Origin of the sequence: Zoogloea sp., assembly GCF_023150065.1 — a bacterium.
Taxonomy (GTDB): Bacteria; Pseudomonadota; Gammaproteobacteria; order Burkholderiales; family Rhodocyclaceae; genus Zoogloea.
Map to the genome: position 1 here is coordinate 48,198 of NZ_JAKLLN010000004.1, position 25,179 is coordinate 73,376.

Annotated in this window: 25 protein-coding genes and 1 tRNA gene; 8 read left to right on the forward strand and 18 right to left on the reverse strand. The window is 68.1% G+C overall.

Annotation, left to right across the window (positions count from 1 at the left end):
• Positions 1 to 60: 60 nt before the first annotated feature.
• Positions 61 to 134: transfer RNA gene (locus tag L6Q67_RS06640), tRNA-Gly, on the reverse strand.
• A 94-nt stretch (positions 135 to 228) separates the two neighbouring features.
• On the opposite strand from L6Q67_RS06640, the gene thiS reads away from it, so the two are divergent.
• From thiS to L6Q67_RS06660, 4 genes are all read left to right on the forward strand, one after another.
• Positions 229 to 435, forward strand: coding sequence for a sulfur carrier protein ThiS (thiS, locus tag L6Q67_RS06645; RefSeq protein WP_296567122.1), 207 nt, complete (start codon positions 229 to 231; stop codon positions 433 to 435).
• Positions 436 to 515: 80 nt separating this feature from the next.
• Complete coding sequence (locus L6Q67_RS06650) at positions 516 to 1,301, forward strand: thiazole synthase (protein WP_296567124.1); 786 nt, start codon at positions 516 to 518, stop codon at positions 1,299 to 1,301.
• A gap of 39 nt (positions 1,302 to 1,340) precedes the next feature.
• Entirely contained in the window at positions 1,341 to 2,066 is a 726-nt protein-coding gene (trmB, locus tag L6Q67_RS06655) for a tRNA (guanosine(46)-N7)-methyltransferase TrmB (protein ID WP_296567126.1), read from the forward strand.
• 2 nt (positions 2,067 to 2,068) lie between these two features.
• A complete protein-coding gene (locus L6Q67_RS06660; protein WP_296567153.1) occupies positions 2,069 to 2,296 on the forward strand; it encodes a hypothetical protein in 228 nt (75 codons plus the stop codon).
• 169 nt (positions 2,297 to 2,465) lie between these two features.
• Here the strand turns inward: L6Q67_RS06660 and L6Q67_RS06665 are convergent, their stop codons facing one another.
• Complete coding sequence (locus tag L6Q67_RS06665; RefSeq protein ID WP_296567156.1) at positions 2,466 to 3,338, reverse strand: lipid A biosynthesis acyltransferase; 873 nt, start codon at positions 3,336 to 3,338, stop codon at positions 2,466 to 2,468.
• A 10-nt stretch (positions 3,339 to 3,348) separates the two neighbouring features.
• Positions 3,349 to 4,209: a lysophospholipid acyltransferase family protein gene (locus L6Q67_RS06670; protein WP_296567159.1), complete on the reverse strand. Its 861-nt coding sequence runs from the start codon at positions 4,207 to 4,209 to the stop codon at positions 3,349 to 3,351.
• Between the two features lie 215 nt (positions 4,210 to 4,424).
• Between L6Q67_RS06670 and metK the strand changes: the two genes are divergently transcribed.
• The gene (gene metK / locus L6Q67_RS06675; protein WP_296567162.1) at positions 4,425 to 5,591 is read left to right on the forward strand and encodes a methionine adenosyltransferase; all 1,167 of its coding nucleotides are present in this window, start codon (positions 4,425 to 4,427) and stop codon (positions 5,589 to 5,591) included.
• A gap of 66 nt (positions 5,592 to 5,657) precedes the next feature.
• Here the strand turns inward: metK and L6Q67_RS06680 are convergent, their stop codons facing one another.
• On the reverse strand, positions 5,658 to 6,635 hold the full coding sequence (locus tag L6Q67_RS06680) for an MBL fold metallo-hydrolase (protein WP_296567164.1): 978 nt from the start codon (positions 6,633 to 6,635) through the stop codon (positions 5,658 to 5,660).
• A 62-nt stretch (positions 6,636 to 6,697) separates the two neighbouring features.
• Entirely contained in the window at positions 6,698 to 7,015 is a 318-nt protein-coding gene (locus L6Q67_RS06685; protein WP_296567166.1) for a cupin domain-containing protein, read from the reverse strand.
• A 323-nt stretch (positions 7,016 to 7,338) separates the two neighbouring features.
• Between L6Q67_RS06685 and L6Q67_RS06690 the strand changes: the two genes are divergently transcribed.
• On the forward strand, positions 7,339 to 9,885 hold the full coding sequence (locus L6Q67_RS06690) for a diguanylate cyclase (RefSeq protein ID WP_296567741.1): 2,547 nt from the start codon (positions 7,339 to 7,341) through the stop codon (positions 9,883 to 9,885).
• Here L6Q67_RS06690 and ccmI read toward each other — a convergent pair.
• From ccmI to L6Q67_RS06755, 13 genes are all read right to left on the reverse strand, one after another.
• On the reverse strand, positions 9,826 to 11,049 hold the full coding sequence (ccmI, locus tag L6Q67_RS06695; protein WP_296567169.1) for a c-type cytochrome biogenesis protein CcmI: 1,224 nt from the start codon (positions 11,047 to 11,049) through the stop codon (positions 9,826 to 9,828). The genes L6Q67_RS06690 and ccmI overlap by 60 nt on opposite strands.
• On the reverse strand, positions 11,046 to 11,546 hold the full coding sequence (locus L6Q67_RS06700) for a cytochrome c-type biogenesis protein (protein WP_296567172.1): 501 nt from the start codon (positions 11,544 to 11,546) through the stop codon (positions 11,046 to 11,048). Before L6Q67_RS06700 ends, ccmI begins: the two co-directional genes overlap by 4 nt.
• Position 11,547: 1 nt before the next feature.
• Positions 11,548 to 12,141, reverse strand: a complete 594-nt coding sequence (locus L6Q67_RS06705; RefSeq protein WP_296567743.1) for a DsbE family thiol:disulfide interchange protein — start codon at positions 12,139 to 12,141, stop codon at positions 11,548 to 11,550.
• Entirely contained in the window at positions 12,135 to 14,090 is a 1,956-nt protein-coding gene (locus L6Q67_RS06710) for a heme lyase CcmF/NrfE family subunit (RefSeq protein ID WP_296567176.1), read from the reverse strand. The genes L6Q67_RS06705 and L6Q67_RS06710 overlap by 7 nt, the downstream gene beginning before the upstream one ends.
• A gap of 15 nt (positions 14,091 to 14,105) precedes the next feature.
• A complete protein-coding gene (ccmE, locus tag L6Q67_RS06715) occupies positions 14,106 to 14,546 on the reverse strand; it encodes a cytochrome c maturation protein CcmE (protein WP_296567178.1) in 441 nt (146 codons plus the stop codon).
• A 3-nt stretch (positions 14,547 to 14,549) separates the two neighbouring features.
• A complete protein-coding gene (gene ccmD, locus L6Q67_RS06720; RefSeq protein WP_296567182.1) occupies positions 14,550 to 14,732 on the reverse strand; it encodes a heme exporter protein CcmD in 183 nt (60 codons plus the stop codon).
• Positions 14,729 to 15,478, reverse strand: a complete 750-nt coding sequence (ccmC, locus tag L6Q67_RS06725; protein ID WP_296567185.1) for a heme ABC transporter permease CcmC — start codon at positions 15,476 to 15,478, stop codon at positions 14,729 to 14,731. Before ccmC ends, ccmD begins: the two co-directional genes overlap by 4 nt.
• Before the next feature lie 31 nt (positions 15,479 to 15,509).
• Positions 15,510 to 16,175 carry a heme exporter protein CcmB gene (ccmB, locus tag L6Q67_RS06730; protein WP_296567187.1) on the reverse strand — a complete coding sequence of 222 codons (666 nt, stop codon included), beginning with the start codon at positions 16,173 to 16,175 and terminating at the stop codon, positions 15,510 to 15,512.
• On the reverse strand, positions 16,172 to 16,831 hold the full coding sequence (gene ccmA, locus L6Q67_RS06735) for a cytochrome c biogenesis heme-transporting ATPase CcmA (protein WP_296567190.1): 660 nt from the start codon (positions 16,829 to 16,831) through the stop codon (positions 16,172 to 16,174). The genes ccmB and ccmA overlap by 4 nt, the downstream gene beginning before the upstream one ends.
• A 97-nt stretch (positions 16,832 to 16,928) precedes the next feature.
• The gene (locus L6Q67_RS06740) at positions 16,929 to 17,636 is read right to left on the reverse strand and encodes a hypothetical protein (RefSeq protein ID WP_296567192.1); all 708 of its coding nucleotides are present in this window, start codon (positions 17,634 to 17,636) and stop codon (positions 16,929 to 16,931) included.
• Between the two features lie 84 nt (positions 17,637 to 17,720).
• A complete protein-coding gene (locus tag L6Q67_RS06745) occupies positions 17,721 to 18,497 on the reverse strand; it encodes a trans-aconitate 2-methyltransferase (RefSeq protein ID WP_296567745.1) in 777 nt (258 codons plus the stop codon).
• A 30-nt stretch (positions 18,498 to 18,527) separates the two neighbouring features.
• Entirely contained in the window at positions 18,528 to 19,025 is a 498-nt protein-coding gene (locus L6Q67_RS06750; protein WP_296567193.1) for a DUF2059 domain-containing protein, read from the reverse strand.
• 177 nt (positions 19,026 to 19,202) lie between these two features.
• Entirely contained in the window at positions 19,203 to 22,778 is a 3,576-nt protein-coding gene (locus tag L6Q67_RS06755) for an indolepyruvate ferredoxin oxidoreductase family protein (protein WP_296567196.1), read from the reverse strand.
• A gap of 271 nt (positions 22,779 to 23,049) precedes the next feature.
• Between L6Q67_RS06755 and L6Q67_RS06760 the strand changes: the two genes are divergently transcribed.
• Positions 23,050 to 23,787, forward strand: a complete 738-nt coding sequence (locus L6Q67_RS06760; RefSeq protein ID WP_296567199.1) for a phosphatase PAP2 family protein — start codon at positions 23,050 to 23,052, stop codon at positions 23,785 to 23,787.
• A 38-nt stretch (positions 23,788 to 23,825) separates the two neighbouring features.
• The gene (locus tag L6Q67_RS06765) at positions 23,826 to 25,178 is read left to right on the forward strand and encodes an NAD(P)/FAD-dependent oxidoreductase (protein ID WP_296567201.1); all 1,353 of its coding nucleotides are present in this window, start codon (positions 23,826 to 23,828) and stop codon (positions 25,176 to 25,178) included.
• The last annotated feature ends 1 nt before the right edge of the window (position 25,179 follow it).

A 25,179-nucleotide genomic window follows, 5' to 3' on the forward strand; every position in this document is an offset into this window, starting at 1 on the left:
TGTGTGGCAACGACTTGCAGACTCTCTTGGACTTCTGCGGAAGTCCGCAGAATGATGCAGTGGAGCGGGCGATGGGAATCGAACCCACGGCTCTAGCTTGGGAAGCTAGGGTATTACCATTATACGACGCCCGCTCGGGAGATCCGGGATTGTACGCAGGCCGGGGGCGGAGGGCAACCGGGTGGGCGTGGTAAACTGGCAGCCATGTGTGCTGATGCTTCTTCCTCCGTGTCTCTCAACATCACCCTCAACGGCGAGGCACGTGTCCTGGCCGGGCCCCTGTCGGTGGCCGACCTGCTCGATCAGATGAACCTCACCGGCAAGCGCCTGGCGGTCGAGCGCAATGGTGAGATCGTGCCCAGGGGGCGCCATGCCGATACCGCGCTGGTCGAGGGCGACGTGCTCGAGATCGTGGTGGCGGTGGGCGGCGGCTAGGCCGCAATGCTGTTGTGGGGCGCGGGTGGCGTCCCCTTCCCTCTTTCTCCCCTCATCCCTCATTTCAGACTGGCGCTTCGATGGACGATTTGCTGACGATTGCAGGCAAGGCCTATTCCTCCCGGCTGCTGGTGGGCACGGGCAAGTACAAGGATTTCACCGAGACCCGCGAGGCCGTGCTGGCCAGTGGGGCGCAGATCGTCACCGTGGCGATCCGCCGGACCAACATCGGCCAGGACCCGAACGCGCCCAGCCTGCTGGATGCGCTGCCCCCGTCCGAGTTCACCTATCTGCCCAACACCGCAGGCTGCTATAGCGCCGACGACGCGGTGCGCACTCTGCGCCTGGCGCGGGAGCTGCTGGATGACCACCGGCTGGTGAAGCTGGAGGTGCTGGGCGATCCGCACACCCTGTTCCCGAACATGCCCGAGACCCTCAAGGCCGCCGAGACGCTGGTGAAGGAGGGCTTCGAGGTGATGGTGTACTGCTCAGATGACCCCATCCAGGCCAAGATGCTTGAGGACATCGGCTGTGTGGCGGTGATGCCCCTGGCCTCCCTGATCGGCTCCGGCATGGGCGTGCTCAACCCCTGGAACGTGCAATTGGTGCGCGATGCGGTGAAGGTGCCGGTGCTGCTGGATGCCGGCGTTGGCACGGCGTCGGATGCGGCCATTGCCATGGAGCTGGGTTGCGACGGGGTGCTGATGAATACGGCCATTGCCCTGGCCAGGGATCCGGTGAAGATGGCCGGTGCCATGAAGAAGGGTGTTGAAGCCGGCCGCGAGGCTTTCCTGGCGGGCCGCATGCCCCGCAAGTTCTACACGGCCAGCCCGAGTTCGCCCACTACGGGCATGATCGGCAGCTGATGGGGGCTCGCCCCCGCGTTTTGGTTTGACGGATTTTCCATGAGTGATGAACAACAGCAGCCGGTGTCCGGCGACGAGGCGCAGCCGGCCGGCCGCCTGACCTCCCAGTCGATCCGCAGCTTCGTGCTGCGCCAGGGCCGCATGTCGGATGCGCAGCACCGTTTCCTGGACGAGATGATGCCCAGGGTGGGCATCACTTTCCGCCCCGAGCCCATCGACCTGGCCCAGGTGTTTGGCCGCAAGGCACCGCAGATCGTGGAGATCGGCTTTGGCATGGGGCAGGCCACGGCGCAGATCGCCCAGGCGCGGCCGGACGACGATTTCGTCGGCATCGAGGTGCATGCGCCGGGCGTCGGTGGCCTGTGCAAGCTGATCGAGGAAGGTGGCATCACCAACCTGCGCATCGTCCAGCACGACGCGGTGGAGGTGCTGCGGGACATGATCCCCGAGGCCTCCCTGGCTGGCGTGCATATCTACTTCCCCGACCCCTGGCCCAAGAAGCGCCACCACAAGCGCCGCCTGGTGCAGGGGCCCTTCGTCAAGCTGATCGCCTCGCGTCTGGCGCCAGGGGGCTACCTGCACTGCGCCACCGACTGGGAGGAGTACGCCCACCAGATGCTGGAGGTGCTGTCTGCGGAGCCGATGCTGGCCAACACCGCCGAGGGCTTTGCGCCCAAGCCCGACTACCGGCCCCTGACCAAGTTCGAAAACCGGGGCATCAAGCTGGGCCACGGGGTGTGGGACGTGGTCTTCCGGAAGGTCTGAGGGTGGCCCTCAAGCGCTTGCCGGCGGGGGCCTGGCTGCTGGGTGTGCCCGGCCTGCTGTGCCTGCTTGCCGGCGGTGTGCTGCTGGCGGGCTTCGGTACCGATCTGCATCCTCTGTTGCAGGAGTCGGGGGCAGGGCTGGTGCTGTTGGTATCCGGTGTGGCACTGGTGGGCAGCGCGGCGTTTCCGCTGGTGCTGGCCGAACTGGCGGCGAAGGACGGGCAGGGCTGAAGGTTGTTTTCGTGAGTATTGGCGGTGCCTGTGCTCACGGTCCGCGGGCGAATGAATTCGTCCCTACAGGAGAACCCCCGCAGCTCGTGGGGGCACCTTCATTCGCACTGTGTAGCTTGACGCACCGGCCGGCAGTTGCCGAACGCCCGGCGATGTCGGCTCCCAGCCCTCAATACACCTTCGCCTCGCCCTCCGGCCGGGTCTTGAAGCGGCGGTGCACCCAGTAATACTGGGCCGGCATGGTGCGGACCAGGTCTTCGATGGCGGCGTTCATGCGATGCACGTCGGCTTCCACGTCACCACTCGGAAAGTCCGTCCAGGGTTCGCTCAGGGTCACCACGTAGCCCTGGCCGCCCGGGAGCATGCGGGTCACGCAGGTCACCACCACCGCGCCGCCCAGGCGGGTGAGGCGGGGCAGGGCCGACAGGGTCGCGGCCTGCACGCCGAAGAAGGGCGAGAAGATCGAGTCCTCGATGCCGTTGTCCATGTCCGGCAGGTAGTAGAAGGGCCGCATCTCCTTCATGGCCTTGATGGAGGCGCGCACGCTTTCGTCCCGGCGCAGCAGCACCTGGCTGCCGAATCGGCTGCGCCCATGAAACAGCCAGTGGTCGATCACCGGGTCGCGCTGGCGGGCGTAGATGCTGACGCAATCGAAGCTGGCAGCCAACCGGGTGCCGCCCAGGTCCAGGCCGAGAAAGTGGGGTGTCAGCATGATCACCGGCTGGCGCTCGGCGATCAGGCGGGCCAGGATTTCCTCTCCTTCCACCTGTACGATCTGGCGCACCCGCGCCTCCGGCGCAAACCAGGCCAGGCCGCGCTCGATCAGGCTGCGCCCGGCCAGGGCGAAGTGCTCCTTGGCCAGGGCTCGGCGTTCAGCCTCGGGCAGATCGGGGAAGCACAGGCGCAGGTTGGTGTGCACCACCCGGCGGCGGGGCGCGATGATCCAGTACAGCAGCAGGCCGATGCTGCGGCCGATGGGGGCCTGGACGGACAGGGGCAGCCAGTGGATCAGCCACAGCAGGGCAACGATGATTCGACTCATGGGGGGATGATTACCGGGTTGCAGGTGCGGGCGGTGCGCCGGACGGGCGCTTGTAGCGGTTGTAGCCCCACAGGTATTGGGCGGGATTCTCGCGGATCTGGGCTTCGAGCTCCCGGTTGATGGCGGCGGCCCGGGCGGAGGTGTCGCCGTCGAGGGGCGTCAGCGCCGGGCGCAGGTGCAGGTGAAAGCCCTTGCCGCCGGGCAGGCGCTCGGCCCAGGCGAAGAGGGTGGAGACTCCGGCGACTTCCGACAGGCGAGCGGCCAGGGTCATCGTATACGCCGGCCGGCCGAAGAAGGGCAGCCAGGCGCCTTCGCCACCACCGGGCACCTGGTCGGGCAGCATGCCCACCGCCTCGCCGGCGCGCAGGGCCTTGATCAGGCGGCGCACGCCGCTGACGTCGGCCGGGGCCAGGTGCATGTTGCCGCGGCGGCGGCCGGCATTGATCACCGGCTGCAGCACGGCCTTCTTGGGCGCCCGGTAGAGCACGGTGATCGGCTTGTGCATGGAGAAGTACTGGGCCGAGATCTCGAAGCAGCCCAGGTGCGGGGTGATGAACAGGATGCCCCCGCCGCCCGCTTCGGCGGCCTCCACATGCTCCCAGCCCGTCACCTGTACGACCTTGGCGGTGATCTCGTCCTGGGGGCGCAGCAGGACCCAGGGCAGCTCCAGGGCCTGCTTGCCGATCTCGCCGACGCAGCGCCGCCAGATGCGCCCGGCCTCGTCGTGGCCGAGGGCCTGCTCAAGATTGGCGCGCAGGCGCCGTCGATAGGTGGGTGACAGGGCGTAGGTGAGCCAGCCGGCGAGAACGCCCAGGGACTGGAGGAGTCCGAGGGGAAGACCGGCGAGAAACTTGAATATCAGGGACGCCATCAGCCAGGGTCGGGTTGCGGCCGAATTGACGGCCGGGTGCGCAAAGTTATAATTGTGATTCCGCCGAGTTAATCCGACAACTTGCAGGGCGGGGGCACCGCGCAGCCAAGCTGCCAGGGCGCCCAAAAAATACTGCTAAAGCGTCGCCGCTCCGAAGATCCCCAGAGACGGCAACGCCGAACCACTGGGGATTTTTGTTTTTTGAGGAGCGTTGCATGGCCCGTGAATTCCTGTTTACTTCTGAGTCCGTCTCCGAAGGCCATCCGGACAAGGTCGCCGACCAGATTTCCGATGCGGTGCTCGACGCCATTCTGGCCCAGGACCCCCGCGGCCGCGTGGCCTGCGAGACCCTGGTGTCCACCGGCCTGGTGGTGATCTCCGGCGAAATCACCACCCGAGCCGACATCAACTACATGGATCTCGCCCGCGAGACCATCAAGCGCATCGGCTACGACGATTCCGACATCGGTTTCGACTACAAGAGCTGCGCGGTGCTCACCGCCATCAACCGTCAGTCTTCCGACATCGCCCAGGGCGTGAACGAGGGCGAAGGCCTGGATCTGGACCAGGGGGCCGGCGACCAGGGCCTGATGTTCGGCTACGCCACCAATGAAACGCCGAGCCTGATGCCCTTCCCCATCTACTACGCCCACCGCATCATGCAGCGGCAGGCCGAGGTGCGTAAGGACGGCCGCCTGCCCTGGCTGCGCCCCGACGCCAAGAGCCAGCTCACCGTCAAGTACGTGGATGGCAAGCCGGTGGCCATCGACACCGTGGTGGTGTCCACCCAGCATCACCCGGACATCTCCCACGCCGACCTCACCGAGGCCGTGATCGAGGAGGTCATCAAGCCGGTGCTGCCGAAGGAAATGCTCACCGCCGGTACCCGCTTCCTGATCAACCCCACCGGCCGTTTCGTGATCGGTGGCCCGAACGGCGATTGTGGCCTCACCGGCCGCAAGATCATCGTCGACACCTACGGCGGCGCAGCCCACCACGGCGGTGGCGCCTTCTCGGGCAAGGATCCGTCCAAGGTGGATCGCTCCGCCGCCTACGCCGGCCGTTACGTGGCCAAGAACATCGTGGCTGCCGGCCTGGCCGAAAAGTGCGAAGTGCAGGTGGCCTACGCCATCGGCGTGGCCCAGCCGGTGAGCCTGATGGTGGAAACCTTCGGCACGGGCAAGATCTCCGAAGACCGCATCGTCGAGCTGGTGCGCGCCCACTTCGACCTGCGCCCGAAGGGCATCATCGCGGCCCTCGACCTGCTGCGCCCGATCTACTCCCGCACCGCGGCCTACGGCCACTTCGGTCGCGACGAGGTGGATTTCACCTGGGAGAACACCGACAAGGCGGCTGCACTGCGCGCCGACGCCGGGCTGTAAGCCACCCAGCTCCGGGCATGCAAAAGGGCGACCCGCGGGTCGCCCTTTTGCATGGGTGAAACGGGCTTACTTGTCGCTGCGGATCGGGCTGAACTCCACGGGTACCCAGGCGTAGCCCTTGCCTTCGGCACGCACATGGCCCAGGCCGGGGAAGGGCAGGTGCATGCCGGCGAGGGCCAGCTTCTCCTTGGCGGCGCGGGCGAAGAGCTTCTTGCGGGCGGCCACGGCCTTCTTCTTGTCACTGTCGAACTCGATGGCGACCTCAGGCCGGGCGAACTGCACCGCATGGCTGTGCACTGCATCGCCGACGATCAGCAGGCGCTGGCCCTTGGATTCGATCAGGTAGGCGGTGTGGCCGGGGGTGTGGCCGTGGGCGTCGACAGCGGTGATGCTCGGGGCCACCTCGACCTCACCGGCGAAGGGCTTCCAGCGGCCGGCGGCCTGGTAGGGGGCGGCGGCCTCCCGGGCCAGCTTGAAGAAGGGTTTGAAGCCGTCCGGCGCCTTGGCGGCGATCTCTTCCGACAGCCAGAAGTCGTGGTCGGCCTGGGCCACCCGGACCTGGGCGTTGGGGAACAGGGGCTTGCCGTCGGCGCCAAGCAGGCCGGCGGCGTGGTCGGCGTGCAGGTGGGTGAGCAGCACCACATCGACCTGCTCCGGGCTGTAGCCGGCGGCCTTCAGGTTGTCGCCGATGTAGCCGAGGGTCGGCCCGAAGGCCTTGGCGGCGCCGGCATCCACGAGGATCAGCTTGCCACCGGCGTTGACCAGGAAGGCGTTGACGGCGGTCTGGACCTTCTGGCCCCCCAGGAACATGCGGGCCAGCAGGCGCTGGACTTCGGCCGGGCTGGTGTTGCTGAGGATCTTGGTGTCGAGATCGATGAAGCCGTCGTAGAGGGCGGTCACTTCCACATCACCCACGGCGAGGCGGTAGAAACCGGGCACCTGGGTGCGCACGGCCGGGGCTTCGGCCAGTGCCGGGGTGGCGGGGAGGAGGGTGATGCCAAGGGCCAGGGCGAGGGCCAGGCGGGTGAGACGATGACGGATCATGGGTCTGGGCTCCAGCGTGCAAAAGGACAAGAGAGTACCCAAATATCCGCCCGCTGCGGAGTTCAGAGTGCCATGTGGATGGCCAGCCAGACGGTATCGGGGCCGGTGGCCGCGACCCGATGGCGGCGCCCGGCGGGGATCAGCAGCCAGTCGCCGGGGGTGAGCGCCAGGTGTTCGCCGTCGTCGAATTCGAGTTCGGCGCTGCCCTGGGCCAGCATCACCCACTCGTCGTCGGCCTGCTCGTACCAGAAACCCGGTGGGCTGGCGTGGCGGTGGGAGACGATGCGTTCGATGCGCAAGCCGGGCCGGCTCAGCAGGGGCTCGAAGTGCTCTTCCGGGCCGGCGGGCGGTAGCGGGGATAAGAGGTTACGGTGGGGCAAGGGGCTTGGGCAGATCGGGCTGCCTGGGGCGGCTCTGGGAGCGATGCTGAAAAAAGGCTGCGCCGGGATGAAGTCTCTGTGGGGTTTCTGGGGGTCTTTGTTGTGCCCCGGCGCGCCGCTCAAGCACGTTCCGGAAGCCCTGGAGGCACCAAAACGCTCAATGATCATACGTTGCGCGGAGCGTGGCGGCCAATTGAAAGTGGGCATGTTCCGGATAGTCCGTTCCTATCGTTCGCCGGGCAATCATGTGCCCGAAATGGGTGAGGCCACGGCCCGTGGCGCAATGCAAGGGCTTACCCTGAGGGCAGGAGGTGGGATTGAGCATGGTGACGCTGAAGTCTCGCGTGCGTGCTGCACTCAAGCCCTTGTCCACGTCCTTGCGCCTGCGTGTGGCGGCCGGCGTGCTGGCGGGGGTGATGGTGGTGCTGTGGCTGACTACGCTGGCGCTGCTGTATTTCCTCGAGCAGGAAATGCTGGGCACCCTGTCGGCCCAGCAGTATTCGGTGGTGTCCCTGCTTGCCGACGACATCGACCGCTCCGTGGCCGAGAGAGTCAAAGCCCTGGAGGTACTGGCCGGCAGCATCGAGGCGCCGCTTCTGGCGCAGCCCGAGCGTCTCGATGCGTCGATCCGCAGCCAGACGGTGCTGCTGACCCTTTTCAACTGGGGGGTGATGGTGACCGACCGGCACGGCACGGCGGTGCTCAGCCTGCCGGATGCGCTCGGCCGTCAGGGCGTGAATTACGCCGATGTGCCGGCCGTCACCCGGACCCTGGAAAGTGGCCGTGCCGGCGTGGGCGCCGCCCAGGTCGGCAAGACCACCCATCAGCCCGTGGTGCCGATGATCGTTCCGATCCGGGATGCCGGCGGGCGCGTGGTCGGCAGCCTGATCGGGCTGACGAACCTGGCGCAGCCCAATTTTCTCGACGAGATCGGGGCCAACCGCTTCGGCCGTCAGGGTGGCTATCTGATCACCGATCCGGTGCAGCGCATCTTCATTGCCGGTACCGACAAGTCCCGGGTCATGCAGCCAGGGCCGCCGGTGGGCATCAACCCGGTGTACGACCGCTATATCGATGGCTATGAGGGCTCCGGGCTGGCACGCAGTTCGCGGGGTGTGGTGGAGCTGTCGTCCAGCCGCAAGGTGCGCTCGACGGGTTGGCTGATGCAGTCGGTGCTGCCCGCCGACGAGGCCTTTGCCCCCTTCTATGCCCTGCGCTGGCGCCTGCTGGCCTCATCCCTGGTCCTCAGCGTGCTGGCCGCGGGCATTGGGGCGTGGTGGCTGCGGCGGGAGCTCAGGCCCCTCGGTGAGGCGGCGGACCTGCTGGGCGCCATGCGCGACGGGGTCATTCCCCGTCAGTCCCTGCCGGTGCGCCGTGACGATGAGATCGGAGCCCTGGCCGGGGCCTTCAACGGCCTGCTGCAGACGATCATCGAGGGGGAGGCGCGGGCGGCCGAGCATGGCTTCAACCAGCGCCTGCGGGTCATCGTGTCGCAGATCCCCGGGGTGGTCTTCCAGTACCGGGTGGGGGCCAACGGGCATCACAGCCTGCCCTTTGTCAGCGACGCGGCCCGGGAGGTGTGGGGGCTCGCTCCCGAAGCCCTGGCGAGCGATGCCGGCGGTCTCGCGGATGCGCTGCACGAGGATGACCGGGCCGGCTTTGCGGCCTCGCTGCAGGCTTCTGCCGCCACCCTCGAGCCGTGGCACCTGGAGTGCCGCATCTCTCATCCCCGGCGCGGCCTGCGCTGGATGCACATGGACGCCGTCCCCGAAGCCGCTGCCGACGGCAGCCTGACCTGGCAGGGCTTCGCCATGGACATCACCGAGGCCAAGGACGCGGAGAGCGAGCTGCGCATCGCGGCGGCGACCTTCGAGACCCAGGAGGGCATCTTCATCACCGATGCCGCCGAGCGCATCGTGCGGGTGAATCAGGCCTTCACCGCAATGACCGGCTACACCCCCCGTGAGGCCATCGGGCAGACGCCGCGCCTGCTCCACTCCGGCCGTCACGATGCGGCTTTCTACCGGCGGCTCCGGGAGGGCCTCGAGCGGGATGGCTTCTGGCAGGGTGAGATCTGGAATCGCCGGAAATCGGGGGAGATCTTTGTGGAGTGGGTCACCATCTCGGCGGTGCGCGACCGCGCCGGACGGATCACTCATTATGTGGCGGCGTTTTCGGACATCACCGAGCACAAGCGGGCCGAGGAGCAGATCCAGCAGCTGGCCTTCTATGACTCCCTGACCCGCCTGCCCAACCGTCGGCTCTTCCATGACCGTTTCGATCAGGCCCTGGCGGCCAGCGCCCGCAACAACAGCGCCGGGGCGCTGATGTTCATCGATCTGGATGGCTTCAAGGGTCTCAACGACCAGCACGGCCATGTGATGGGCGATGCCTTGCTCACCGAGGTGGCCCGGCGCCTGAGCGCGTCCGTCCGTGAGACGGATACAGTGGCGCGGCTGGGCGGCGACGAGTTTGTCGTGGTGCTGGAAAACCTGGATGTGGGGCGTGACGCCGCGGCGGCCCATGCTTGCCGGGTGGCGGAGAAGCTGCGGCTGGCCCTCGCCCAGCCTTATCTGCTGGTGCTGCCGTCCGGCGGCGCGGGGGTGGGTTACCGCTGCACTGCCAGCATCGGCGTATGCCTCTTCAACGGGCACGGGGAGACCCGCGACGAACTCCTCAAGCAGGCGGATATCGCCATGTACCGGGCCAAGGCGGCAGGGCGCAACGCCATCTGCTTCTTCGGGCGTCAGGTCGAGGCGGATGAGGGCGCTGCCCCGACCGTGGCCCCTGCGGCTGGCGTCGGGGCAGCCTTAGGGCAGGATCTTGTCGATGACGACCTTAAGGCCGGTGGCGCCGGGCTTGACGGGTGAAAGCTCACCGCTCAGATCGCCCGGCTTGGCGATGGCATCGCCGCCCTTGGAGATGCGCGCCTCGATGCGCAGCTCGCTGGCCGAGGACAGTTTGGTATCGGGGCTCATGGCCATGCTGTCGTCCAGGGTGAAGTCCTTGGGCAGGTCGGCCACCCGGATGCGCAGCACCGCCAGGGGCATGCGCGGCCCGTTGGCCGGCCGGGCGAAGATGAAGACCACATCATCCGGGGAGGCCTTGTCCTTGAGGGCCGGCGCCAGGCTGACCCGCCCGCTTACCGCGGCGGCCTTGCCGGTGGCGGCTGGCTTGGCGGCCGGAGCGGTGGCTGGGGCACCCTGCCCCATCATGCTGCGCACTTTCTCGATGCCGGCGCCCAGATTGCGCGCGTCTTCGGAGTCGGGTGCGACCTGGGCCAGCACTTTCTCCCAATGGCGCAGCGCGGCGGGATAATCCTGGCGGAAATAGGCATCGGTACCGGCCAGCACCAGGGCCTGGGGGTTGTCGGGCTGGCTCTGAAGCACTTTTTTCAGCAGTTCCGCGCCGCGGCCTTCCACCTTGCCCTGGTTCAGCTCGGCCGACAGCTCGGCCACTTCGAGCATCAGTTCGGGCTCGGATTCCATGATCGCGCCGGCCTTGTCGAAAGCCTTGCCGGCCTCCTCGAGGCGGCCCATGACCTTGTAGCTACGGCCGAGCATGGCCCAGCCTTGCTGGTTTTCGGGGTTCTTTTCGAGTTTGGCGGCCAGGGTGGCGACCATCTGTTCGACTTCCGCCTGGCTCGGCATGCCGCCCTGTTGGGCGGCGGGGTCGAGTGCGGCAGGGTTGCCCAGCACCATGTACAGGGCCACGGCGGCGGCCGGCAGGCTGAGGCCCAGCCCGATCGCCGTGCGGGGCAGCCGTTTGGCAGTTGCGGGCGTGGGGCTGCCGTCGTCCGCCACGTCTTCGAGGACACGGCGCTCCAGTTCGTCCCGGGCGGTGGTGTAGTCGGCCTGGGACAGGGTGCCGGCAGCCAGGTCGCGTTCCAGATCGCTCATCTGGTCGCGAAAAATGGCGGCATTGATGGCGCGTCGGGAGGCGCTGGAGGTCTCCCGGCGGCGCAGCAGCGGCCAGCACAGTACGGCAAGGGCGAGGGCGGTGAGCAGCCCGGCGGCGATCCAGAAGGCGGTCATGCGGGGTCTTTCGGGCGGGGGGGCGTGTCGGCGAGGAGGGCTTCGGCAGAGGCCCTGTCGGCGGCGGAGAGGCGGGCGGGCTCAACCCGGGTGGCGCGTCGGCGCAGGTAGAGGATCAGGCCGATGACGGCGCCGGCCATCAGGCCGAAGGGGCCGAACCACAGCAGCCAAGTGGTGGGTTTGACCGGCGGCCGGTAGAGCACGAAGTCGCCGTAGCGGGCCACCAGGTAATCCTTGATTTCAGGGTCGGTCTTGCCGTCCTGGATCAGCTTGCGGACTTCCCGGCGCAGGTCTTCAGCCAGCTCGGCGCGGGAGCCCGCCAGGCTTTCGTTCTGGCACACCAGGCAGCGCAGCTCTTCGGAAATGGCGATCAGACGGGCTTCGACGGCCGGATTCTCGGCCATCGGCGTGGCTTCGCCGGCCTGGGCGGTGGGGCTCAGGGGCCCCAGCAGCAGGGCGGCGGCGCAGGTGGCGAGGGTGACGCGGAATGCCTTCATGTCAGGACTCCGCAGCCAGCTGGCGGGCCAGGGGGAGGATCTTCTTCTCCAGGGCCTCGGGGGTGATGGGGCCGATCTGCTTGAAGCGGATCACGCCCTTCTTGTCGATGAGGTAGGTTTCCGGCACGCCATACACGCCGTAGTCGATGCCGACCCGGCCGTCCATGTCGAGGACCGACAGGGTGTAGGGATCACCATGCTGGCTCAGCCAGGCGCCGGCGCGCTGCCGCGTCAGGCTGGTTTCGTCGGCGGGGGACAGCTTCTTCGCATCGATGCCGCCGTCGCCGCGCACTTCCTTGTAGTTGAGGCCGACGATGGGCAGCCCGCCCTGTTTGGAAAAGGCCACCAGCAGCGGGTGTTCAGCCCGGCACGACACGCACCAGGATGCCCACACGTTGAGCAGCCAGACCTGGCCCTGCATGTCGGCCGGCGAGAAGGTCTTGCCGGGTTCGGCGAGCTTCTCGAGGCTGAAGGCGGGCGCCGGCTTGCCCACCAGAGGCGAGGGGACTTCATGGGGATCGCGGTTGAGGCCGATGGCCAGGAACACGACCAGGGTCAGGAAGAGGCCGAGGGGAATCAGGAAACGTTTCAAGATGCGGCTCCCTGGGCGGCCAGCTTGTCGGCCCGTGCTGCGGTGGATTTGAGGCGATAACGCCGGTCGCTGGCGGCAAGCAGCCCGCCCAGGGCCATCAGTACGGCGCCGCCCCAGATCCAGCTGACGAAGGGCTTGTAGTACACGCGCACGCTCCAGGCCCCGTCGCCACCTTCCAGCGGGTCGCCGAGGGAGACGTAAACGTCGCGGGTCAGGCCCGGGTCGATGAAGGCTTCGGTCATGGGCATGGCCGACGACAGGTACTTGCGCTTTTCCGGGTGCAGCGACATCACCAGCTGACCATCCTTGAGCAGTTCCAGGTTGCCCCGGGCGGCGTTGTAGTTGGGGCCGCTGATGCCCTCCACACCCAGGAAGCGGATCTGGTATTCACCGGTCTTCACCGTGTCGCCAGGGGCCATGCGCACGTCCCGTTCGGACTCGTACTGGGTGACCATGACGATGCCGACAACGGTCACGGCGACGCCCATGTGGGCCAGGTGCATGCCCCAGAAGGCGCGCGGCGGCAGGCTGCTGCGGGCGCGGGTGATGATCTGCAGCACCGAGGCGCCGACGATCCAGATCGCCAGCCCCATGCCCAGAGCCACGCTGCCCGACCAGCCGCCATAAAAGAAGGGAATGCTGATGCCGGCCGCCACGGCGATGCCGAAGGCCCAGCGCAGGGGGCGGGCGATCTCGGCCAGGCTGGCCTGTTTCCAGCGTGCCACCGGGCCGACTGCCATCAGGAACAGCAGGGGCACCATCAGCGGGGTGAACACGGCATTGAAGTAAGGGGGGCCGACGGACAGCTTGCCCAGGTTGAGGGCGTCGATCACCAGCGGGTAGAGGGTGCCCAGCAGCACCGCGCCGGCGGCGGACAGCAGCAGCACGTTGTTGATCAGCAGCAGGGTTTCCCGGGATACCAGGGCGAAGGCACCACCCAGGCTGACCTTGGGTGCGCGCCAGGCGAACAGGGTCAGGGACGAGCCCACCACCACGGCCAGGAAGAGCAGGATGAAGATGCCGCGCTTGGGGTCGGAGGCGAAGGCATGCACCGAGCTCAGCACCCCGGAGCGGACCAGGAAGGTGCCCAGCAGGGACAGGGAGAAGGCACCGATGGCCAGCAGTACCGTCCAGTTCTTGAAGCTGCCGCGCTTTTCGGTGACCGCCAGGGAGTGGATCAGCGCCGTGCCCACCAGCCAGGGCAGGAAGGAGGCGTTCTCGACCGGATCCCAGAACCACCAGCCACCCCAGCCCAGCTCATAGTAGGCCCAGATGGAGCCCAGGCCGATGCCCAGGGTCAGGAAGATCCAGGCAGCGGTGGTCCAGGGGCGCGACCAGCGGGCCCAGGCCGCGTCCAGCCGGCCCGACAGCAGGGCGGCAATGGCGAAGGCGAAAGCCACCGAGAAGCCCACGTAGCCCATGTAGAGCATGGGGGGGTGGAAGATCAGCCCCGGATCCTGCAGCAGGGGGTTCAGGTCACGGCCGTCTTCGGCGCCCGGGAGCAGGCGCTCGAAGGGGCTGGAGGTGAGCAGGATGAACAGGATGAAGCCGGCGGCCACCAGCCCCAGCACACCCTGCACCCGGGCCACCATGTCGTCGGGCAGGCTGCGGGAGAAGGCCGCCACCGCCAGGGACCACAGGGACAGCATCAGCACCCACAGCAGCAGCGAGCCCTCATGGCCGCCCCACACGCCGGAGATGCGGTACTCGAGGGGCAGACGCGAGTTGGAGTGCTGGGCGACATACACAACCGAGAAGTCGTTGTTGATGAAGCTCGCGGTGAGGCAGCCGAAGGCCACGGCGATGAGCAGGAACAGCATCGACGAGGCCGGGCGGGCCAGGGCGATCCAGGCGGGCACCCCGCGCTGGGCGCCGATCAGGGGCAAGGTGCCCTGGACGAGGGCCACCAGCAGAGCGAGGACGAGGGCAAAACTGCCGATTTCCGGGATCATGGAGCGCCTCCGGGCTTATTGCTTGAGGGTACGGGTGGCTTCGTGGGCCTTGTCTACGGCCGCCTGGGCTTCCGGCGGCATGTAGTTTTCGTCGTGCTTGGCGAGCACCTCGGTGGCGGTGAATTTGCCGTCGGCGCCCAGCACGCCCTGGGCCACCACGCCCTTACCCTCGCTGAAGAGGTCGGGCAGGATGCCTTCGTAAGCCACCGGGATTTCCTTGGCCGTGTCGGTGACGATGAAACGGGCGACGATGTCGCTGCGTTGCAGGCTGCCTTCCTTGACCAGCCCGCCGATGCGGAAGGCGCGCTCCTTGGGGGCTTCTCCGTTGGCCACCTGGGTGGGAGTGAAGAAGAACACCAGGTTGCTCTGGAAGGCATTGAGGATCAGCGCGGCGGCGATGCCGAGGGCGGCGAGTCCGCCAAGGATGATGGCGAGGCGTTTCTGACGTGGCTTCATGATTCAGTCCTGAGTGTCCCGGTCGGCGGCAAGTTCCCGGCGCAGGCCGCGCCGCACTGCGGCAAGTCGGTGGCGCACCAGCCCCACCTCGATCAGGAGCGCCGCGGCCGTGACGCCGAAGCTGCCCCACACATAGAGGCCGTAGCCTCCCATCGCAAAGAATTCGCTGGCGCTGCCCCAGTTCATCGCTGCATCTCCGGCAGTTCGGCCACCCAGGTGGTGTGGCGCTCCCGTTCAAGGATGATGGCCCGCACCCGGTACAGGGCGATGGCGATGCTGTACATCCAGAAGGCCAGGGCCATGATCAGCATGCCCCACAGCATGGTGGCGGCCATGGTCGGCGCCTTGGTCATCGAGACGGAGGCGCCCTGGTGCAGGGTGTTCCACCACTTCACCGAGAAATAGATGATGGGCACATTCACCACGCCCACCAGGGCGACGATGGCGCCAGCCTTGTCGGCCCGGCGCGGGTCGTCGATAGCGGCGGTGAGGGCGATGTAGCCGATGTAGAGAAAGAACAGGATCAGCTCGGAGGTGAGGCGCGCGTCCCACACCCACCAGGCGCCCCACATGGGCTTGCCCCACAGGGCGCCGGTCCACAGGGACAGAAACGCGAACAGCGCCCCGGTGGGGGCCAGGGCCGAGCTCATCATGCCCGACAGGCGGGTGTTGAAGGTGATGCCGATGGCGGCCCAGAAGGCCATTACGCAGTAGATGAACATGGACATCCACGAGGCTGGCACGTGGATGAAGATGATCCGGTAGCCCTCGCCCTGCTGGAAGTCGGTGGGGGCGACGAAGAAGCTGATCCACAGGCCCACGGCCGCAAGGACGGTGCCCAGGGCCGCGAACCACGGCCACATCTTTCCGGCCAGGGGGTAGAAGCTGGCCGGCGAGGCGAACTTGAACCAGTTGACGAGACGCTGACTCATGGATGAATCCGGTTGATTGGATCGGACCGCCCTACTCGAGGGCGATGCGCAGGGCTGCCGTGGCGGCCCAGGGAGCAAAGAACACGCCCAGGGCCAGCAGGGCGCCGAGCAGGGACAGATGACCACCGGCGCCCAGGCCGGCCACGTCAGCCTCGACGGCCCCGGCGCCGAAAATGAGCGCCGGAATATACAGGGGCAACACCAGCAGGGACAGCAGCACGCCACCGCCGCGCACGCCCAGGGTCAGCGCCGCGCCGATGGCGCCGATCAGGGACAGCACCGGCGTGCCCAGCAGCAGGCTGATCATCAGCACCCCCAGGGCCCGGGCCGACAGGTCGAACTGCAGCCCGATGACGGGGGCGAGCAGCACCAGGGGCAGGCCTGAGGTCAGCCAGTGGGCCAGTACCTTGCCGCTCACCAGCACCGCCAGCGGAGTGGGAGACAGGCTCATCTGCTCGAGAGTTCCGTCCTGGTGGTCGGCGGCAAACAGCCGGTTGAGGGACAGCATGGCGGCCAGCAGCGCGGCGACCCACAGCACGCCGGGGGCGATGCGCCGCAGCATGGCGGTCTCGGGGCCGATGCCCAGGGGAAACAGGCTGACCACGATCATGAAGAAGAACAGGGCGGTGAACACCTCGCTCTTGCGCCGGGCGGCCAGCAGCAGGTCGCGGCGGACGATGGCGATGAAGGCGTTCATGCGGCCACCTCCCGGGGCTCGGCACCCGCCCGCGGGTGTGTGGAGGCGCTCAGCTTGAGGGTGGCGCCGCTGCCCGCCAGCTGCACCGCCTGGTGGCTGGTGAAGATCAGCATGCCGCCCCTGGCCAGGTGCTCGTCGAGGATGCCACACAGCTGGGTGACGGCGGCCACATCCAGGGCCACGAAGGGTTCGTCGAGGATCCACAGGCGTGCCTGGCTGCACAGCAGGCGGGCCAGGGCCACCCGGCGCTTCTGGCCCTGGGACAGGACCCGGGCGGGCAGGTCTTCGCGCCCCTTCAGGCCAATGCGGCGCAGGGCGGCGAGGGCGGTGGCCTCGTCCAGGGGGCGCCCGGCGATGGCGGCGGCGGTCTGCAGGTTTTCGAGGGCGGAGAGGTCTTCCTTGATGGCCGCGGCGTGGCCCAGGTAGAGCAGGCGGGCGTGGTAGTCGTCACGGGCCTCGCCCATCGGCCGGCCGTCCCACTCGATGTGCCCGTCGGCCGCCGGTGACAGGCCAGCGAGCATGCGCAGCAGGCTGGTCTTGCCGGCCCCGTTGGCACCCTCGACCTGCAGCCATTCGCCGGGGGACACGCACAGGTCCACGGCAGAAAACAGGCGGCGATCGCCGCGGTCGCAGGCGAGACCGTGGGCTCGGAGCATCAGGGGGCACACTGGGAAGTCAAAGGTCGGCGCATTCTGCCCGACCCACCCCGGTGGGTAAACCGCCTAGGTCAAGGAAAGGGATGGCTGGCGTTTCTTAATGATGGGCCGTGCTGGCGTAGCCTTCGGGGAGTACGGTGGGCGGCGGGCTGGCCGAGCGCTCTGCCTGCTCGGTGGTCTGGGGCTCCCGGGGGGCGTTGTCGCCGATCTCCAGCACCTCCAGCACCTGCCTCGCCAGCGCCCGGCAGGCGTTGCCGACGTTGGACGGCAGGCCGTCGGGGATGCTCTTCTGGAGCAGCAGCTTGGAGGCGGACAGGCTGGCCACCGGGTGGAGCAGGCGGTCGCGGTGGGCGCCGAGGATCTGGGCCACGCTGCGGTCGGCGGCGTCCCGCGCCCAGGCGTTGGTGGGCCACTGGGAGGGCAGGGCGTAGGCGTGGGGGAAGGCGTCCAGGTCGCGCAGCACGGTGCGCAGGTCTTCGTGGGAGTCGCGGAAGGGCAGCAGCACGATGTCGGCCAGGCCGTTGAGCATGCGGTCCATCTCGCTGCGGTTGCCGCCGCCATCGATGACACCCAGCCAGCCGTCCATGGTGCGCAGCTTGCCGACCACCTTGTGCAGGGCCTCGGGGGTGCGGGCGTCAGCGGTCACGTAGCGGCGGCCGTCGGGGCTGAGGGGCTCCCGGGAGGTGTCGGTGAGCACGCAGGCGGAGCGCTGGCCGAGCAGGCCGAGGCCTTGGCAGAGCATGTGGGACAGGGTGGTCTTGCCGGTGCCGCCCTTGTTGCCGATGATGCAGATGATCCGGGACATGGTGGGAATCCTCTCGCTGAACGCCAGGCGCGATGGCGCCATTATTCGGGCATTAACGGCCGCAGGAGAGGCGAAATTGAGGGGCTATCTGCCTGTAATTCCGGATTTTTGCTGATAAGCCGGCCCGGCGGGGCGGTAGCAGTAGAGGCGGGTGTGGCGGCGGTCGTCCACATCGATGACCTGTTCTGGTTCGATGCCGTCCACGGGGAAGCTGTTGCTCACCAGCAGGGCGCCCGGGCGCAGCTCGGTGCTCGCCTTCTGCCACACCTGGGCCATGGGGACCGGCGACAGGAAAGCGTAGACAAGGTCGTAGTCGGTCCAAGGGATCTCGAAGAAATCGCCCCGCGCCAGGGCGATGGTGGGCTGCCGGCGCGACAGCAGGACCGACAGGGCGTAAGGCGCGGGGGCCGATTCGATGCCTTCGAGGCGGCAATCGGGCCGCAGCCGGGCCAGGGGGCGGAGCAGGGAGCCGGTGCCGCTGCCCAGGTCGAGGAGGCGAGCGGGGCGCTGGCGGGGGAGCAGTTCGGCGACGGCGGCGGCGGTGCTCGGGTTGGACAGGAACAGGGGCACCTGGGTGCGGAAGCTGCTCCAGAAGACCAGGGCGAAACCGATGAAGGCCGCCAGATACCACCCCGGGGCGATGTGCAGTTGCAGGGCGGCCAGCACCAGAGGGGCGAAGCCCAGGTGGATCCAGCGCCACCAGGGGGCGCTGCCGAGGGCCGTGGCTGCCACCGCCGCCGCCAGCGCCTGGATTGCCGCCACCGGCCACAGCCCGCCCGGCAGCAGGCCGCTACGGGCCACGGCCAGCGCCGCGGCCGTGCCGATGAGCTGGGCCAGCAGGGCCTTGAGGGCGGGGGGCAGCTTCATTTCGTGGGGCCCGGTGCTGCGTGCTTACTTGGCCGCCTTGGCGTCCTGGACGGTTTTGGCCATGGAGGCCTTGAGCTTCTCCACCAGGGGACCGATGCGTTGCTGGGTGATGGCGGCCGACTTCTGGGTCACCAGGGGCATCTTCTCGAGCAGGGCCACGCCGGCGGGGCTGCGGTAGAAGGCGAGCAGGCCGTCCACTTCCTCCTGGGTGAAGGTCTCGGCGTAGAGCTTCACGTAGGCGCTCTTGAGGTCGGCCCAGTTGATCTCCTTGCGGATGATGGTGCTGGCATCGGCAGTGAAGGTGTCGATCACCTTCTGGCCCTGGGGGGTGAGGGTCTTGCCCTGCAGGCCCTGGGTGATGGAGTTGCGCACGGCCTGATCCAGGCTCTGCTGGGCCACGCTGACCGAGCGCTCCATGCGGGTGGCGACGAGGAGCTGGGAGATGGACTCGTTGCTGGGCGGGGCGGCAAAGGCGGAGGTGCCGAGGAGCAGGGTGGTGAGCAGCAGGGACAGGTGTTTCATGGAAGGCTTTCGTGACCGGGTGGCGTTGATGTGCCCGGATGATGAAGCCATTTCGGGGCGCTGCAAAGCCCGTTCCCGGGCTGGCGGGGCGTGGGCTGGTGAGATTGCGTTTCGAGTGTGACGAAATGGACGGATGCCGCCCCGGCGCTCTTGCCAGGAAGCGGCATCCCGTACCCTTCAGGCGGCCTGGCTGGCCTTGGCTGCCTTGCCCGACCAGCGCGCCAGCAGGGCCTCGCGTTGCCCTGCCACTTGCCGGATCGCCGCCGCCTTGATATGGCCATAGCCGCGGATGCCCTCCGGCAGGCTGGCAATCTCCGTGGCCAGGGGCAGGCGGCTGGCATCCAGGGCCCCCAGGAGCTGGGCGATGTCCTGCTCGTACGCCAGGATAAGGGCCCGCTCGGCGCGGCGCTCCGGGTGGTAGCCGAAGACGTCGAAGGGCGTGCCACGCAGGCGCCGCAGGCGGGCCAGCCACTTGAAGGCGTTGAGCATCCAGGGGCCGAAGACGAGCTTGCGGATGCGCCCGGAGGCCGGGTCGGGGCGGGCCAGGAAGGTGGGGGCGAGGTGGAAGTGGAGCTGGAAATCCCCTTCGAACTGGCGCTTCAGGGCGTCGCGGAAGGCCGGGTCGGCGTACAGGCGGGCGACCTCGTACTCATCCTTGTAGGCCAGCAGCTTGAAGTAGTTGCGGGCCACGGCTTCGCTCAGCTGGGTGCTCCCCAGCGGGGCTTCGGCGCTGCGCACGCGGGCCAGCAGGTCGGTGTAGCGCCGAGCGTAGGCCGCGTCCTGGTAGTCGGTGAGGATGGCGGCCCGGCGGGCGATGCGCTCGTCCAGGGTTTCGGGGCGGATGGGGATCACCGGCGCGGGGCTCACCTCCCGCTCCACCGCGTGCAGGTCTACGGCTGCCCGACGGCCCCACAGGAAGGCGCGCCGGTTCATGTCCACCGCCGCGCCGTTGAGCTCGATGGCTTTGTGCAGGCTGGCCTCGCTGATGGGCACCCAACCCTTCTGCCAGGCGTAGCCGAGCAGGAACAGGTTGGTGGCGATGGCATCACCCAGCAGGCGGGTGGCCAGGTGCTGGGCGTCGAGAAAGTCGCAGCCCTCCTTGCCCACGGCCTCGACGATGGCGGCCTGCATCTTTTCCAGGGGGAACTGCCAGTCCGGGTTGCGGGTGAATTCCGAGGTGGGCGTCTCGGCGCAATTGACCACGCCCCGGGTGCGGCCGGTGGCCATCTTGGCCAGGGCGTCCACGCTGGCGGTGACCACCACGTCGCCGCCGATCACCGCGTTGGCCTCGCCAGCGGCGATGCGCACGGCGTGCAGGTCTTCGGGGCGGTCGGCAATGCGCACGTGGCTGAACACCGAGCCGCCCTTCTGGGCCAGGCCGGTCATGTCGAGCACGGTGACGCCCTTGCCGTCCAGGTGGGCGGCCATGCCGATCAGGGCGCCGATGGTGACCACCCCGGTGCCGCCGACGCCGGTGACCAGGATGCCCCAGGGCTCGCGGGTGGAGGGCAGCCTGGGGGCGGGCAGCGCTGCGAAGCGGCTGTCGTCGCCCTGCAGGCCCCGGCCCTTGCGCACCTTGCCCCCTTCAACGGTGACGAAGCTGGGGCAGAAGCCGTTCATGCACGAGAAGTCCTTGTTGCAGGCCGACTGGTCGATCTGGCGCTTGCGCCCGAACTCGGTCTCCACCGGCAGGATGGCCATGCAGTTGGATTCCCGGCCGCAGTCGCCACAGCCCTCGCACACCGCCTCGTTGATGAAGACGCGGGTCTGCGGGTCGGGGTAGGTGCCGCGTTTCCGGCGGCGCCGCTTCTCGGCGGCACAGGTCTGGTCGAAGACCAGGGCCGACACGCCGGCGGTGCTGCGCAGCTCCCGCTGGATCACCTCCAGCTCGTCCCGGTGGCGGATGGGAACGCCGTGGGGGATGTCGGCCACGTGCCACGGGCGGTCGGTGCCGTCGGTCACCAGCACGATGGTGTTCACCCCTTCGCCCTGCAGCTGGCGCAGCAGCTTGGGCACGCTCAGCTCACCGTCAACCGGCTGCCCGCCGGTCATGGCGACGGCGTCGTTATAGAGGATCTTGTAGGTGATGCCGCTGGTCACGCCGGGCCGGTTGAAGGCCGCCACCGCCTGACGGATGGCCAGCAGGCCCGAGTGGAAGTAGGTGCCATCCCCCAGGTTGGCAAAGATGTGCGCCTCCTTGAGGAAGGGCGCCTGGCCGACCCAGGGCACGCCCTCGCCGCCCATGTGGGTGAAGGTGCCGGTCTTGCGGTCGGGCATGAAGGTGGCCATGTAGTGGCAGCCGATGCCGGCCATGGCGCGGCTGCCCTCGGGCACCACCGTGGAGGTGTTGTGGGGGCAGCCGGGGCAGAAGGTGGGCACCCGGTCGATGGCGAACACGCGGCGGCCGAGGGTGGCCTCCTTGGCCTGCAGGAAGGCCAGCCGGGCCTCGATGCGCTCGGAGGTGAAGAAGCGCCCGATGCGGGCGGCGATGACCCGGGCGATCATGGCCGGGGTCAGCTCGCCGGCCGCCGGCAGCAGCCATTCGCCGTGGTCCACGGTGACCTTGCCGTCTGGGCGGAGGGTGGTGAGCAGCGACCACTCGCCCTTCTCGTCGAACTTGCCGACGACGCGGGGGCGCACGTCCTCGCGCCAGTTGTAGAGCTCTTCCTTGAGCTGGTATTCGATGAGCTGGCGCTTCTCCTCGATCACCAGGATCTCGTCCAGGCCCTCGGCAAAGTGGCGCACGCCCTCGGCCTCGAGGGGCCAGACCATGCCCACCTTGTACAGGCGGATGCCGATCTCGGCGGCCAGGGCCTCGTCGATGCCCAGGTCGTCGAAGGCCTGACGCACGTCCAGGTAGCTCTTGCCGCTGGTGATGATGCCCAGGCGCGGCTGGGGCGAGTCGATGATGACGCGGTTCAGGCCGTTGGCCCGGCAGTAAGCCAGGGCGGCGTAGAGCTTGGCGTGGAGCAGGCGCTTTTCCTGCACCAGGGGCGGGTCGGGCCAGCGGATGTTGAGGCCGTCGGGAGGCAGGGCGAAATCGTCGGGGATGCGGGTGGTGACGCGCATCGGGTCCACGTCCACCGAGGCCGAGGTCTCCACCGTGTCGGCGAGGGCCTTGAAGGCCACCCAGCAGCCGGAATAGCGGGACAGGGCCCAGCCGTGCACACCGAAATCCAGATACTCCTGGACCCCAGCCGGGGCCAGCACCGGCATCATCATCGACTTGAAGAAGTGGTCGGTCTGGTGGGGCAGGGTGGATGACTTGGCCGCGTGGTCGTCACCGGCGATCACCAGCACGCCGCCGTACTGCGAACTGCCGGCGGCGTTGGCGTGGCGGAAGACGTCGCCGCAGCGATCCACCCCTGGCCCCTTGCCGTACCACATGCCGAACACCCCCCGCACCCGGGCCTGGGGCGACAGGGACACCTGCTGGCTGCCCCACACGGCGGTGGCGGCCATGTCTTCGTTGATGCCCGGCTGGAAGACGATGTCGTGGCTGGCCAGGTGGGCCTTGGCCTTCCACAGGGTCTGGTCGAGGCCGCCCAGGGGCGAGCCCCGATAGCCCGAAACGAAGCCGGCGGTGTCGAGCCCGGCGGCCCGGTCGCGGTCACGCTGGATCAGCAGCAGGCGTACCAGGGCCTGGTAGCCGGTGAGATAGACGCGCCCGGAGGGCGTGGCGTACTTGTCGTCGAGAAGCGTGCTGCCCGACGTGGGGGCGCCCAGGGCGCGGACGGGGTCCTGCTCGGCCATGATGGATTCCTCGCAAAAATCGTGTTTTTGATCCATTCGCGGGAGGAGCCTTGTGGGCCCCGCCGCGGAGGTGTTGCAAGGCGAGTCTGGTTGCCGGGGGGCGACAGCTCAATACTTGGATACCCTGACGGTCTGCCGGTTCCGGGAAGCCTGATGTATGCCGGATGGCTGGTGTGCTTGTCGGTCCCCGTGATCGCGTAATATAGGGCGCTGAAAATTGTCGATTCACGACGCGATCAACAGCCTGCCGACACTGCCCGGAGCGCGATCCTTGGAACCACACCCGCTGCCGCTCACCGAGTCGGCGACCCTTGCCGTCCCCGGAGCAGCCGACGCTCCGCCGCGGCCGCTCGCCCGGATCGGCGCGCGCCTGCGGCATTGGTGGTGGTTCAAGGGGCTCGGCACCAGCCTCTTCATGTATGTGTTCTTCCTGGCCTACCTGGAGCTGCTCCATCATCCGCTGAGGCCGGTGTTCGAAATGCCCCTGACCTGGGTGGATCGACAGGTGGGCTTTCAGCCCTGGGCCCTGGTGGTGTATGCCTCCCTGTGGGTTTACGTCTCCCTCCCGGCGGCGCTGGCACCGGGCTTCAAGCGTCTGTTCAGCCTCGGCTTGCACATGGCCTGCCTGTGCGGGGCGGGTTTGCTCTGTTATGTCTTCTGGCCCACGGCGGTGCCGCCGGCCGCGGTGGACTGGGGGCTGTATCCGGGCTATGCGCTGCTCAAGGGGATCGACCCGGGGGGCAATGCCTGTCCGTCCCTGCACGTGGCGGCGGCGCTCTATTCGGGGCTCTGGCTGGACCGCGAGCTGCGTGAGATGCAGTGTGGCCTGGCCTGGCACTGGGGTAACTGGCTGTGGAGCGGCCTGATTGTCTTTTCGACGCTGGCGACGAAGCAGCATGTCCTGCTGGACGTGCTTGCCGGCAGTGCCCTCGCCGCGGCGGCGGCGGCCCTCTCACCCGGCCTGTGGCGCAGCCGCAGCGGTGGCGGGAGGGGCGGGATTACGGTATAACCGCGCCGCCGTCCTGGCGCTGGATGCGAGGAAACGAAATGGTTGAGCCTGCACTCAAGGAAGACCCGCGGCCTGCGATGAGCACCTGCGATGTACTGGTGATCGGCGGTGGTCCGGCGGGCAGCACCGTCGCGCCGCTGCTGGCCCGCAAGGGTTACAAGGTGGTCCTGCTCGAGAAGGCCCATCACCCGCGTTTCCACATTGGCGAATCCCTGCTGCCCGCCAACATGCCGCTGCTGGAGGCCCTGGGTGTGGCCGACGAGGTCAAGGCCATCGGCATGGAAAAATGGGGGGCGGAGTTCGTCTCCCCCTGGCATGAGCAGGGCCAGGAGTTCCGCTTCGCGGACGCCTTCAACAAATCGCTGCCCATGGCCTACCAGGTCAAGCGCGCCGATTTCGACCATGTCCTGATCCGCAATGCCGCCCGCGAAGGGGTCGAGGTCATCGAGGGCTGCAAGGTGGGGGCGGTGGATTTTCAGTCGGACACGCAGGGCGCGGTGGTGAAGGCCACCCACGATGACGGGCGGGAGCAGCGCTGGCAGGCGCGCTTCGTGGTCGATGCGTCGGGTCGCGACACCTTCCTGGCCAACCGTTTCCAGATCAAGCACCGCAATCCGCGCCACAACAGCTCGGCCATGTACGCCCACTTTGTCGGTGCCCGCCGCCATCAGGGCCAGGCGGAAGGCAACATCACCATCTTCTGGTTCGACCACGGCTGGTTCTGGTTCATCCCCCTCTCCGACGGGCTGACCAGCGTGGGTGCCACCGTGTGGCCCTATTACATGAAGACCCGCGCCGGGCGGAGCCTGACGCAGTTCCTGCTCGACACCATCGCCAGCTGCCCGGCCCTGGCGGAACGCCTCAAGGACGCGCAGATGGTGACCGAGGCGGAGGCCACCGGCAACTTCTCCTACGTGTCGGAACGCAACCACGGTTCCAACTACCTGATGCTCGGCGATGCCTTCGCCTTCATCGACCCGGTGTTCTCGTCCGGGGTGATGCTGGCCATGAACAGCGGCTTTGCCGGGGCCAAGGCGATCGACACCTGCCTGTCCCGCCCGGCCGGGGCCGCCGCGGCGCTGGCGGAGTTCGACCGGGCCATGCGGCATGGGCCGGAGGTTTTTTCCTGGTTCATCTACCGCATCACCAATCCCACCATGCGCGACATGTTCATGGCGCCACGCAACATCTTCCGGGTCCAGGAGGCGCTGCTCTCGGTGCTCGCCGGCGACATCTACGGCAGCACCCCGATCTGGCGTCCGCTGCGCATCTTCAAGGTCATCTACTACCTGTCCTTCCTGGGCAATCTGCGCCAGTCCCTCCGTGGCTGGCGCAACCGCCGGATCAACATCCGGCCGGTGGATGAAGCCGGCCTGGGGGCCGGCCAGTGAC